This window comes from Clostridium polynesiense (assembly GCF_000820705.1).
GTDB classification, from domain to species: Bacteria; Bacillota; Clostridia; order Clostridiales; family Clostridiaceae; genus Clostridium_AA; species Clostridium_AA polynesiense.
The window spans coordinates 1-13,218 of record NZ_CCXI01000056.1 but is presented as its reverse complement, the minus strand read 5'-3'; the positions used below and the strand labels follow the sequence as shown (position 1 = coordinate 13,218).

13 protein-coding genes and 1 pseudogene are annotated in these 13,218 nt (G+C 33.4%); 2 read left to right on the top strand and 12 right to left on the bottom strand.

The window, feature by feature from the left end:
- Nucleotides 1-150: threonine/serine exporter family protein (locus TA89_RS17945; protein WP_040211514.1), on the top strand; the 150-nt coding region annotated here is incomplete at its 5' end.
- Nucleotides 150-590 (top strand): threonine/serine exporter family protein, encoded by a 441-nt coding sequence (locus TA89_RS05290; RefSeq protein WP_040211512.1) that lies wholly within the window; start codon nt 150-152, stop codon nt 588-590. The genes TA89_RS17945 and TA89_RS05290, both read left to right, overlap by 1 nt.
- 55 nt (nt 591-645) lie before the next feature.
- On the opposite strand, the gene TA89_RS05285 is transcribed toward TA89_RS05290, so the two are convergent.
- The 12 genes and pseudogenes from TA89_RS05285 to scfA all read right to left on the bottom strand — a co-directional run bounded on the left by TA89_RS05285 (nt 646) and on the right by scfA (nt 13,073).
- Entirely contained in the window at nt 646-939 is a 294-nt protein-coding gene (locus tag TA89_RS05285; protein ID WP_242850088.1) for a metal-sensitive transcriptional regulator, read from the bottom strand.
- Nucleotides 940-1,113: 174 nt separating this feature from the next.
- Nucleotides 1,114-2,901 (bottom strand): aspartate--tRNA ligase, encoded by a 1,788-nt coding sequence (gene aspS / locus TA89_RS05280; RefSeq protein WP_040211509.1) that lies wholly within the window; start codon nt 2,899-2,901, stop codon nt 1,114-1,116.
- A gap of 30 nt (nt 2,902-2,931) precedes the next feature.
- The gene (locus tag TA89_RS05275; RefSeq protein ID WP_040211506.1) at nt 2,932-4,380 is read right to left on the bottom strand and encodes a coproporphyrinogen III oxidase; all 1,449 of its coding nucleotides are present in this window, start codon (nt 4,378-4,380) and stop codon (nt 2,932-2,934) included.
- 11 nt (nt 4,381-4,391) lie between these two features.
- Complete coding sequence (locus tag TA89_RS05270) at nt 4,392-4,994, bottom strand: MBL fold metallo-hydrolase (RefSeq protein WP_040211505.1); 603 nt, start codon at nt 4,992-4,994, stop codon at nt 4,392-4,394.
- Nucleotides 4,995-5,007: 13 nt separating this feature from the next.
- Complete coding sequence (dtd, locus tag TA89_RS05265) at nt 5,008-5,457, bottom strand: D-aminoacyl-tRNA deacylase (RefSeq protein WP_040211504.1); 450 nt, start codon at nt 5,455-5,457, stop codon at nt 5,008-5,010.
- A 19-nt stretch (nt 5,458-5,476) separates the two neighbouring features.
- Nucleotides 5,477-7,651, bottom strand: a complete 2,175-nt coding sequence (locus TA89_RS05260) for a RelA/SpoT family protein (RefSeq protein WP_040211503.1) — start codon at nt 7,649-7,651, stop codon at nt 5,477-5,479.
- A 124-nt stretch (nt 7,652-7,775) separates the two neighbouring features.
- A pseudogene (locus tag TA89_RS05255) lies at nt 7,776-8,294 on the bottom strand (adenine phosphoribosyltransferase).
- Between the two features lie 30 nt (nt 8,295-8,324).
- A complete protein-coding gene (locus TA89_RS05250) occupies nt 8,325-9,185 on the bottom strand; it encodes a DHH family phosphoesterase (protein WP_040211501.1) in 861 nt (286 codons plus the stop codon).
- Between the two features lie 137 nt (nt 9,186-9,322).
- Nucleotides 9,323-10,180, bottom strand: coding sequence for a protein translocase subunit SecF (gene secF, locus TA89_RS05245; RefSeq protein WP_040211498.1), 858 nt, complete (start codon nt 10,178-10,180; stop codon nt 9,323-9,325).
- A 5-nt stretch (nt 10,181-10,185) separates the two neighbouring features.
- Nucleotides 10,186-11,427 carry a protein translocase subunit SecD gene (secD, locus tag TA89_RS05240; RefSeq protein ID WP_147590081.1) on the bottom strand — a complete coding sequence of 414 codons (1,242 nt, stop codon included), beginning with the start codon at nt 11,425-11,427 and terminating at the stop codon, nt 10,186-10,188.
- A 78-nt stretch (nt 11,428-11,505) separates the two neighbouring features.
- Nucleotides 11,506-12,867: a thioether cross-link-forming SCIFF peptide maturase gene (gene scfB, locus TA89_RS05235; RefSeq protein ID WP_040211516.1), complete on the bottom strand. Its 1,362-nt coding sequence runs from the start codon at nt 12,865-12,867 to the stop codon at nt 11,506-11,508.
- 68 nt (nt 12,868-12,935) lie between these two features.
- Nucleotides 12,936-13,073: a six-cysteine ranthipeptide SCIFF gene (gene scfA, locus TA89_RS05230; RefSeq protein ID WP_040211495.1), complete on the bottom strand. Its 138-nt coding sequence runs from the start codon at nt 13,071-13,073 to the stop codon at nt 12,936-12,938.
- Nucleotides 13,074-13,218: the final 145 nt, after the last annotated feature.

Here is a 13,218-nt window from a genome sequence, read left to right as displayed (position 1 = left end):
ATAACCAACGCCATAAGAGATACTATTGCAGGAGACTTAATTGCCGGACTTTCCAGAGCTACAGAGGCATTTTTAATCGCCATAGGTATTGCTGTAGGAAGCGGTGCAGTTTTAAGTTTATGGTTTAGCTATATAGGAGGTGCATTTTAGTGTTCTACAGCTGTATTTATTCATTTATTGCCTCCTTTGGATTTGGAATAATATTTAACATTAGACGTAAAAATTTATTTTACGCATCTTTAGGAGGAGTAATAAGCTGGTATGTTTATTCTGTTTTATTAAATTCAGGCATTAACAATCTAGCTTCCCTTTTAATATCCAGTATAGTGTTCAGCAGCTATTCAGAAATAATGGCAAGAATATCAAAAACTCCGGTAACCACTTATATAATTTGTTCACTAATACCTTTAGTGCCTGGTAGCGGAATGTATTATACTATGTACGATGTTGTTCAGGGTAATATTAATAAAGCTGTGGAAACAGGAGTTAATACTATTGCCAGTGCCGGGTCACTGGCTGTGGGTATATTATTGGTTTCAACAGTGGTAAGGCTTATAAACCACATTAAACTCAAGAAAAATACATTTTAATTAAAACAAAGCAGTATACTACAAATATAAACCTTGTATACTGCTCTGTTTTTCTTTATTTTATAAAAGTATTTAAAGTACTTATAAGCTGTTCTAAGCCTTCTTCCTGATCACTGCCCTTCTCAATTCCCATGCAGTTCCTTGCATAATTTTCTATGAGAAGTCCGCCTACCTTGTTTATTGCAGCACGTATTGCAGCTATCTGAACTAACACATCATTACAGCACACTTGATTTTCTACCATTTTGTGAATTCCTTTTACCTGTCCTTCAATTCTTCTAAGTCTTATTAATAAATTTTTTTGAAGTTCAGCACTTATATCTGTGTTATCCATTTTAATATCATCCATTAAGTTCACTCCTTTATACCTATACCCCGTATGTTAATTGTATTGTATCACTTTAATAATAAAATTTCAATGAATTCTTATTTTATAGAATGGTTTTAACTTTTATACATATATGAAGAAAAATAAAAGAAGGTTAGTATTCTCTGAATAATAACCTTCTTTATAATAACTGATTTATTTATTTGGCTTTTGGTTTATCTCTATCCCTAATTCATTAAGCTGTTTTTCATCTACTGAATTTGGAGCTTCAGTTAAATTACAGAATGCATTTTGATTCTTAGGGAAAGCAATTACATCCTTAATGTTATCTGTATCAGCCAAGAACATTACCATCCTATCAAATCCAAAGGCTAAACCTCCATGTGGTGGAGGACCGAATTTAAATGCTTCTAGTAAAAAGCCGAATCTCTCCCAAGCTGATTCAGAGGTAAACCCAAGTACTCTGAACATTTTTTCCTGAAGGTCGGTATCGTGAATCCTAATACTTCCTCCACCTAGCTCTTCTCCGTTAAGCACCATATCATAAGCTTTTGCCCTCACTCTTCCGGGATCAGAATCAAGATATTTAATATCTTCCTCCATTGGAGCGGTGAAGGGATGGTGAGCAGCAAAATACCTACCTTCTTCTTCGTCGTATTCTAAAAGAGGAAATTCTGTTATCCAAACAAAGTTAAATTCATTATTATCCTTTAATAGTTCAAGTTTCTTTGCAATTTCCAGACGTAATGCTCCTAAAGATTGCAAAACTACACTGTTTTTGTCCGCTACAATAAGTATTAAGTCGCCAGTTTCAGCTTCAGCTTTTTCTATTATATTCTTCATTTCCTCTTCAGTAAGGAACTTAGCAATAGGGGATTTTATTTCATCTTCTTTATAAGCTATCCACGCTAAACCTTTTGCCTTATATGTTTTTACAAACTCACCTAACCTGTCAATATCTTTTCTTCCCATGGTTGACCCGGATTTAACAGTTAATGCTCTAACTGATCCACCGCTCTTCACTGCCTCTGCAAAAACTTTGAACTCGCTATTTTTTACTGCATCGGTTAAATCTTTAATTTCCATACCAAATCTTAAATCAGGCTTATCGCTTCCATACTTCTCCATAGCCTCTCTGTAAGGCATTCTTCTAAATGGTGTAGGTATTTCTTTATTTAGCACCTTTTTAAATACGTGAGCAATTAGCTTCTCATTTAACTCCATAACATCATCTTCTTCTACGAAGGAAAGCTCTATATCCACCTGAGTAAACTCCGGCTGCCTGTTTGCTCTTAAATCTTCATCTCTAAAACACTTTACTATCTGGAAATATCTATCAAACCCTGAAACCATCAAAAGCTGTTTAAAAAGCTGTGGAGATTGAGGAAGGGCATAGAACATTCCTGGATAATTTCTGCTTGGTACTAAATAATCTCTGGCACCCTCAGGTGTGCTTTTAGTTAACATAGGAGTTTCTACTTCTAAAAATCCATTATCATCCAAAAAGTCACGAATTGCCTTAGCAGCTTTATGCCTTATGAAAAATATCCTCTGCATATCAGGCCTTCTTAAATCTAAGTATCTATATTTTAATCTTATATTTTCAGCTGCATCCAGGCCTTCCTTTATATAAATAGGAGGTGTTTCTGATTCAGATAAAATCTTTATAGATTCTCCTTTTAATTCCACCATTCCTGTAGGCATACCTGCATTAACGGACTCTCTTTTAACTAGTTCACCAGTCACTGCTATACAGTATTCAGGCTTCACAGAATCAGATTTATGAAAAGCTTCTGTATTTATCTTTTCTCCGAAAACCACCTGAAGTATTCCTGTCCTATCCCTTAAATCTATAAAAACCAAGCCTCCGAGATTTCTTTTTCTCTGAACCCATCCCATTACGGTAAATTTGGTCCCAATATGTTCTTCCCTGAGTTCTCCACACATTGTATTGCGCTTAAGTCCCTTTAACGCCTCACCCATATATATTCCTCCTGACAGTATTTAAAATTCTTAATTGTTATCTTTATAAAGGCTATCTAATAGCTTTATTTTACCTTCAATCATAGCATCAATTTTATCTATATATTGTTTTACTTCTTTCAAATTTCCAAATCTTTCTATTCTGTTATCTTTTTGAAAAACTACCTTAGTGACAGCGTCCGCTCCTAAAGCAATAATGGTCTGCTTTTCTTCTATCATTTCAATATTGTATACACATTCTCTGCCTATTATAGTATATCCCACATTTTCCATATTACCAACCATATTTTTTTGTCTATACATATAATAGGGTATCATATTAAGCTTTTCAGCCAAAGCCCTCGTTTCATTATACATGCTATTTAATTCCTTTTGATTAGGTTTATAATAATATTGCTTTAAAAGGATTTTTTCATGAAGATCAGAAGCTCTCTTTATTGACATTCCATGTACTGTAACGCTTTCAGGACTAAGCTTTAATATTTCACTGCAGGTATGCCTTACATGATCCAATCCTTCACCTGGAAGACCAACGATTAAATCCATATTGATATTATCAAATCCAAGCTCTCTTGCTTTATTGAATATATCTATTATATCCTTTGAACTGTGTTTTCTTCCTATCCCTTTAAGGGTTGAGTCATTCATAGTCTGAGGATTTATGCTTATCCTGGTAACATTATATTTCTTTAGTGTTTCCAATTTACTATTAGACAAACTATCAGGTCTTCCGCATTCCACTGTGAATTCTTTAACATTTTTATTTAAAATTAAATTATCAAAAATAGCTTTCATAATAAACTTAAATTGTTCATCATCAACTGAGGTAGGAGTTCCTCCTCCAAAATACACGGTTTCTACAGTGAGCTTTCTTTCATTGATATAATCTCTTATGAATTCAATTTCCTTTTTAAGAGCCAGTAAATAGGGCTCTACAAGAGGTTTACAGGCAGAAATTGGATTTGATGCAAAAGAACAGTATGCACACCTTGTAGGACAAAATGGCATACCTAAATATATACTTATGTTATTCTCTTTGTTGTTTACAAAAGAGTTTTCATATTTTGCAATGTCTATACATAATTGAGCTTTATCCCTGTCAGTACAGTAAACCCTATTAAAATATGATATTATTTCCTCAGCTGTTAAGCCTTTATTAATAAGGTCTAAAGCTATTTTACTAGGTCTAATACCAACTAAAGTTCCCCATGGAAAATGCTCTTTTGTTTCTTCTGTAAGGAATTGAAAAACAGCTTTTTTAATAAAATTTTTGCACCCTATATTTTCCGAGTCTTCGTAGCTTTTTTTCATATGGTTATGGGATATATAGACACGGTCGCTTTCAATTATGACCTTATAATCTTCATAATCTTCTTTATCATGATTAAAGGATATTTCTTCTAAAGAATAAAATATATTAAATATCTGATAAATATCATATCTATAATTTAGATTATTAAGTAATATGTCTATTTTCATAGCCTCTCCCTTTAATTTAGATAAGGATTATAAAGTCTTTCCTGCTGTATGGTAGAGCTCATACCATGTCCCGGATGAACATTTATATGGTCACCTAATATTATTAGCTTTTCTACTATGCTGCTTATGAGAGTATCGAAATCTCCTCCTTCTAAGTCAGTTCTTCCAATAGACATCTGGAAAAGTGCATCACCGGTAAACAGGTCATCTTTAACTAGATAACTCATACTTCCTGGACTGTGACCTGGAGTCTCTATAGCCTTAATCTCTATGGAACCAAACTTTATGACCTCATTATCACCTATGTAAATAATATCTGAACCGCTTATATCTCCAAAAGCACCAGCACCTTTTTCCATAAGACGGTGATCCTTTTCATTAATATATATTTTAACATCGTATTTTTCTGCTAAAACTCTCACTGCACCCACATGATCAAAATGTCCGTGAGTTACAAGAACAGCTTGAACCTTTAACCCTTTTTCATTTATATAATCTATAATATCATCTTCATCTCCGCCGGGATCTATAACTAATGCGTCCTTTGTATTTTCATCAGTAATAATATAACAGTTAGCTGCATATATTCCCGCTGGCATCCTTTTAATAAACATTATTTCACCTCATTTAAAAGCTTTTATCACTTTCTAATATTACTGTAACAGGTCCGTCATTTAAGATAAAAACATCCATTTCTGCCCCGAAAACTCCTGTTTCCACTTTTATCCCCTCTGATTTACAGGACTCTATAAAAATTTCATATAACTTTTTTGCTTCTTCTCCCCCAAGGGCATTCATAAAGTTTGGTCTTCTGCCTTTTCTGCAGTCTCCATACAAAGTAAATTGAGATATAATTAGGAGTTCACCCTTTACATCCTTTAAAGATAAATTCATCTTCCCCTCATTATCTTCAAAAATTCTTAGATTTATAATTTTATCCTTTAAATATTTAATATCTTCTTCGCTATCTCCTTTAGCAACACCTAAAAGTACGTTAAGTCCTTGGCCAATACTGCCTTTAACTTCTCCACCTACCAGTACTTTTGATTCCTTCACTCTCTGTATAACCGCTCTCATGGATAACTCATCCTCCATATTAATTATGCATTCTATATACTTCCATTACTCCATTTAATCTTCTGATCTTTTTCATTATATCCCGAAGCTGTTCTATTGAATTAATACTTAATTTAATTGTTACTAAAGCAATATTATTTTTTACTGATTTAGCATTTAAAGCCTGAAGATGAAAGTTTGATTCTGAAATTATTGCCATAATATCAGATAAAAGTCCAATTCTATCTTCACCTTTAATCTGTATTTGAGAGATATATTCTTCTCCCTTAGAATTTCCCCAGCTGACTTCAACAAGCTTATATTTTTCCTCTATGGGAAGACTTTTTATGTTTACACAGTCTTTTCTATGTATTGATATTCCTCTTCCCTTAGTTATATAGCCAATAATATCATCTCCAGCTACTGGACTGCAGCATTTTGCATACCTAACCATAATATTATCCATACCTTTAACAGTAACTCCAACATTGGTAGTTTTATTATGGTTAGTTTTATTAACTTGATCTTCTATAGATTTATTAACCTCATCACTGTTCTGAGGCTTATCAGTGATTATACCTTCTTTAAGTTTAGATACTACCACAGAAGCAATTAAGCTTCCTGTACCTACTGAAGCATAAACGTCTTCTATATTATGAAAATTATATCTTTTTAGAAGTTTTTCATAAATATCACCCTTAGCAACCTCGCTAAAGTTTACCCCTTGCTTTTTGGATTCCCTTTCCAGCATCTCTTTGCCTTTTACAATATTTTCATCTCTTTTTGCCTTTTTATACCAGGCCCTTATTTTGCTTTTTGCCTGATTGCTCTTAACCATATTAAGCCAATCTAAATTAGGACCTTTAGCCACTGCAGATGTCAATATTTCAACTATATCTCCTGTTTTAAGCTTGTGATCCAAGGTTACCATTTTGCCATTTACTTTTGCGCCTACACATCTGTTTCCTATATCTGTGTGTATTTTGTATGCAAAATCTATAGGAGTAGCTTCATTAGGTAAATTAATAACTACTCCTTTAGGAGTAAACACAAATATTTCATCAGAAAATAAATCTATTTTAAATGCTTCCATAAACTCCACAGCATCCGATGTATCTTTTTGCCATTCTAATATATCACGGAGCCAGGTAAGTTTATTTTCAAAATTGCTGCCAGACCCCTCTGGAGAAGTTTCTTTATACTTCCAATGAGCTGCTATTCCATATTCTGCTGTCTTATGCATCTCAAAGGTGCGTATTTGAATCTCGAAAGTCTTTCCCTGCGGTCCAATGACTGTGGTATGAAGAGATTGATACATATTAGGCTTAGGCATTGCTATATAATCCTTAAACCTTCCTGGAAGAGGCTTATATATAGTATGTACAATACCTAAAGCTGCATAGCAGTCTTTGACAGATTCAACAAGTAATCTAATTGCTGTTAAGTCAAATATCTGCTCTATGCTTTTGTTTTTATTTACCATTTTTCTATATATACTGTAGAAATGTTTTGGTCTTCCTTCAATGTCAGCTTCAATGCCCGATCCGGAGAGTTTTTTATGCATATCCTCTATAATAGCTGATATATACGCTTCTCTTTCAACCCTCTTTTCTGCAATCAAGGAAACTAATTCATAATATTCCTTGCTGTTCAAATATCTAAAAGAAATATCCTCCAGCTCCCATTTAATCTTTGACATTCCCAGTCTATGAGCCAAAGGAGCATATATATCCAGTGTTTCTTTAGATTTTTCCTTCTGCTTTTCCGGAGGCATAAATTTTAAAGTCCGCATATTATGAAGTCTGTCTGCCAATTTAATAATTATTACTCTTATATCCTTAGCCATGGCAAGGAGCATTTTTCGAACGTTATCTGCCTGCTGCTCTTCCTTTGTCTTATATTTAATCTTACCTAATTTAGTGACTCCATCCACTAAATTAGCAACTTCTTCGTTGAATTCCTTCTTAATTTCTTCATAGGAGTAATTAGTATCCTCAATAACATCATGGAGAAGCCCCGCTGCTATTGTATTAGAATCCATTCCCATCTCAGCCAATATGCATGAGACCTCTAAAGGGTGCATAATATAAGGCTCACCTGATTCTCTTTTCTGAGTCTTATGAGCATCTTCTGCAAGATTAAATGCTTTTACTATTAAATTTTTATCTACTTCATAGTCGTTATTATCAATTATTTCCATGAGTTTTTGGATCATAGAATTACTCTCCTCTAAAAGAAATCTGATGTATTAAAGTATTAGGCTAAAATCAATGGCTGGTTTCAGAACCAGCCAAATTTATTTTTATTATATAATATTACATTAAATTTATCAAATAAAATTAAATATCATACTGAACTAATGACATTATATCGTATTTTCCTAGCTTATCTCTTCCTTTTAGGTCAGTTAGTTCTATAGCAAATCCCATAGAAACCACTACCCCTCCTACCTGCTCTACAAGCTTAGCTACCGCTCCGATAGTTCCTCCAGTTGCAAGGAGGTCATCAACTATTGCAACTCTTTGGCCAGGCTTTATAGCATCCTTATGTATCTCTAAAGTATCCTTGCCGTATTCTAAATCATATTCCACCTTAACAGTATCATATGGGAGTTTCCTTTTTTCTTACAGGAATAAAACCAACTCCCAGTGCATATGCAACAGGAACACCAAAGATGAATCCTCTTGCTTCAGGGCCTACTATAACATCAATGTTCTTGTCTTTCAGATAATCCGCAATCTCTATTCTACTGATTTTCTTAAGCTTTCCCCATCTTCTATTAATGTAGTAATGTCTTTAAAGCTTATACCTTCTTTTGGGAATCCTTCAATTATTCTTATTTTACTTTTATAATCCATATTAAATCCTCCATTTAATAATATGTATTTCTAAGAAACTATATTTTTAAGTTCCATAGTGAGATACTTTGCTATCTGCTCCGCCCTATCCTTATCGCTGGTGGTTAAAAGTTCAACTACAATACGTGCGTTATCCATTCTTCCTACCACATTCAATTTAGGTGTTAATATTTTTATTAACTCTCTAATTTCCATTTCATTATAACTGGTTTTATTATTTAAAGACATTAAAGCCTTTAATCCGTAGTTATTGGTTTGTCTAAGATGTTTAAGCCCTTCATTAAATATAACCTTGTTTTCCCCTGTAATGGATACCTCCGCAGCACAGCTTCCCAACAGAACCAAGTCTATATACTTATTTATGCATTTCATATTATAGTATATCGCTAATGCCTGAGTAAGCTTGAAAGCAATTCCACTGGCAGAGAGATTTTTATATCTGTAAGAGCAGCCTTTCTCATTAGGGTTTATCGTTATAAAATCACTTTTAAACTCATTACTCTTATAATCTGTTACTATTATATCTATATTTAATTCTCTGCATAGATCTTCCTGCTCTTTATTTTTCAAGCAGCATCCTGATGTTATAATTAAATTCGTGCCTAGAATCTTTAGGCGGTTTTTTACTATATAATCGTCTATATAATAGTTAGAGCTCTGCTCTTCAGGCAAATAGTATTCCACATCTGCATTTAAGTACTTTAAAACCAGAAGAAGCAGCGAACTCCCGCATATTCCATCCACATCGCAGGAACCATAGATAATTATTTTTTCCCTCTCATTTATAGCCTTCACTACTCTTTCCAGTGCCTTATTCATGTTTTTCAACAGAAATGGATTATATCCAGAAATATAATTAGCTCTATAAATGTTCTGCCAAAATTTATGCATTCTTAACTCCTCCAAAACAATAGAAAACAACTATATTATAATGGAAAATACCCTCTTTGACAAATAAAATTCGTCAAAAGCAATATAAACCTTCAAAATTACTTGAAGGTTTATATTGAACAAATACTAAGCAGCTTTTATATTGGCTTTTTTCTTTTATTTTTAAGTAAAACCCATATAGGACTTGCTATGAAAATTGATGAATAAGCACCACTTGCTATTCCTATTATAAGCGGGAATGAAAAATCCCTTACTGTAGGAACAAATATATAAACTGATACAATTGTTATAAGCGTTGTTAAAACGGTATTTATGGAACGTCTCATAGTTTGTGTTATACTTATGTTTGCAACTTCTTCTACAGATTTTCTTCTCATAATTTTTTGATTTTCTCTTATTCTGTCAAATATTACTATGGTATCATTGATTGAATATCCAATAATAGTCAGAATCGCCGCTATAAAAGGCGAGTTTATTGGTATTTGGAAAATTGCATATATACTAATGGTGATAATTACATCGTGAACTAAAGCAAGTATGGCAGCTACCCCAAATTTAAACTCAAATCTAAATCCTACATAAGCTAGCATTAGAACTACTGCTATAGCTAGTGCAATATAAGCTTTATTTGTAAGCTCTTTACCTATTGAGCTTCCAATTACATCTTGGGAAACTACAGATTTTTCATTTAAACTATATTTTTGATTTAACTCTTCAAGCATCTTCTTTAAGTTTTCTTCAGTTAAATTATTACTCTTGATCTCTATTTTGGAGTTTTCAACCTTATTAGTTAAAGCTCCATTATCATACTTTTTAATTATCTCATCTGCCTCAGGTTTGTCAAAATCCTTCCCCATATCTATAACGAGCTGTGTTCCACCTTTAAAATCGATACCAAAGTTAAGGCCTTTAACTGCCAAAAATCCTATTCCAATAACCATAACTATCAATGACAAACTAAACCATAGTTTAGTTTTTTCTATTATCTTTAGCATGCTTTTTACCCCCTTTTAACACCAAATAGTTCAGGCTTGTTGATTATTCCCATATTTAATGCAGTATGAACCAGGAACTTAGTAACTACAATTGCAGTAAACATACTTAAGACAATACCAATAATTAAAGTTAAAGCAAAACCTTTAACTGCTCCTGAACCAAGGAAGTAAAGTACTACTCCGGCAATTATAGTGGTAATATTAGAATCCATTATTGAGGATAAAGCTCTGTTGAAGCCTGCATCTACAGAGGATCTAACGGATTTACCTGTTGAAAGTTCTTCTTTTATTCTTTCGAATATTAGTACGTTAGCGTCTACCGCCATACCGATGGTGAGGAGTAGTCCAGCTATACCAGGCAGTGTCATTGTAACACCTATATAAGCAAAGGCTAGTAAAACTAAAATAACATATAAGGTTAAAGCCAAAGAAGCTAAAATTCCTGGTATTCTATAATATATAATCATAAAGACAAATATGAGTGCTATACCTATAAGTCCTGCTTTAACTGCATTAGGAAATGCATTAGCCCCTAGCTGAGGACCTACTGTTCTAACTGTAGCAGTGCTAACTTCTAAAGGAAGAGCACCTGCATTTATTATTCCTGCTATTCTACGTGCATCTTCTATGCTTCTGTTACCTGTAATTACCGCCTGACCTTGAGTAATCGGTTCATTTACAGTTGGATCAGTGAGCAACTCATCGTCCATATAAATTGATATTTTCTTACCTACGAATTTTGTGGTTGCATCAGCAAATTTCTTTCTTCCTTCTTCATTCATCTCAAGACCGATAACCGGCTTATTGTACTCATCGAATTGAGTTGTAGCCTTTGATATGTCATTTCCTGTTAAAAGCTCATTTCCTTCAGGATCTTTAAAAACTAATTTACCGGTTTTTGACAATGTTTCTACTATGCCCTGAAAATCGTACATTCCTGGTATGTCAATCCTTATACGTCTGTCACCTTCAGTGGTAACTACTGTTTCACTGACTCCGATCTTATTTACCCTCATGCTTAACAGTTCTTTTGTTCTTTCAAGTTCATCAGGTTTAACCTCCTCTTCTACTATCTCAAGGAGAACGGATACTCCACCCTGTAAATCCAGACCTTTTGTAATTAACTCTTCAAAGGATTTGATTTTATATCCACCTATTACTAAGCCTTTTGCTCCAACAAGAGCAAAGGTTGCTATTAATATTACAGTAACAATGAATATAATGCTGCTTCTAGCTTTTGTTTTCATTCTTATCCCCCTCTGTTATGCTGTTAAATAAATTATATATACAATTACATTTTTAGTCAATAAAGTCAAAATACGTTATTATTCCATGGTTTGTGCTTTTAACGCAATAGCGCATTCAATACGTTTTTTCTGCATTTCGCAACCTATTTCATATGGAATGTGAATATCTCCATTAAAATTAAAATTATTAGCTTGACACCCTCCACTGCAGTAAAATCGTGCCCAGCATTCTCTGCACTTTGGCTTATTGTATATGTGAGCATTTTTAAAGGTATTAGGAATTTCCGTATTTATATCCTCTTTATCCATTATATTTCCTAAAAGGAAATCTGTATTTCCTACAAATTGGTGACAGGGATATATATCTCCATCCGGTGTAATGGCAACATATTCATGTCCTGCGCCGCAGCCTGAAATCCTTTTATATATACATGGTCCTCCATTTAAATCTATATTGAAATGATAGAATTTAAATTCGTTATCTTCTTTATGCCTTTTGAGCATTTCTTTATATAGCTTATCATACTGTGTGAATATAGTAGGAAGATCTTCCTTTCTAATTGACAATTCATGTTCGTCAGGTAAAACCACTGGTTCCACTGATATTTCTTTAAAACCTTCATCAGCTAAAGCAATAACATCTTCAAAGAAATCTATATTATTTCTTGTAAAGGTTCCTCTAACATAATATTGCTTTTCTGGATCCCTGAGTTTAACCATGGATTTTATCTTAGGAAGTACTTTATCGTAACTTCCGCTGCCGTCTACTTTAACTCTTACCTTATCGTTAACTGATTTTCTTCCATCTATTGATAATACTATATTTCCCAGATTTTTATCAACATATTCCATTATTTCATCGTTAAAAAGAGTTGCGTTGGTGGTCATAGTAAATCTAATATTTTTATTAAATAAAACTTCCTGCTCTCTTGCATAATCCACTATTTCCTTTAATGTATCGAATACCATTAAAGGCTCTCCTCCAAAGAGATCAACCTCGATATTCTTCCTAGGACCGCTTTTTTTAATAACCCAATCAATTGCCCTTTTACCTATTTCAGGGGGCATTGGTTTTCTGCAGCCTTTATACTCTCCTTCATCAGCAAAGCAGTATTTACATCTTAAATTACAGTCATGGACAATATTTAAGCAAAGGGCTTTTATATAGGATGGTGAATTGTCATTAATAGCTATATTCTCATATAAATCCATGGAATACAGCATTCCTTCATTAATAAGCTCTTTAATATCACTATATCCTTCTTCTATTTCAGCGGAGCTGTATTTATTTTGCAATCTGCTTTTTAATTCTTCAAGGCTTTTAAGACTATCTTCATCTATAAGATCATAAACTAGTTCATCAACTAAGTGAACTGAGCCTGAATTTACATCAATTATATAATATTTCTCATCTTGAGTGAATTTATGGATTAACGACATCATTTTTTTCCCCCTCAACCAAATACAAGGCAGTAACAGATTAGTTACTGCCCCCCATAAGGTATTTTTTAGTTTTCACAAGCTAAATTAGCAACTGTACAAGAAGTCTTGCAAGCTGACTGGCATGAGTTAGCGCATTCTTTACATCCTGGTTTTTTTAAGCTGTTTTTAATGTTGTTTTTGTTTATAGTTCTAATATGCTTCATTAAAATACCCCCATTCTAATACTGTACTAGATTATTATAGCATAACTATTTTAACCTGGAAATACTTTTTAAATATTCACTCCCAGCATTCCTGATAACGCTCCCACTATTACCGCAAGAATTGCTCTGTATACATCCCTTATGG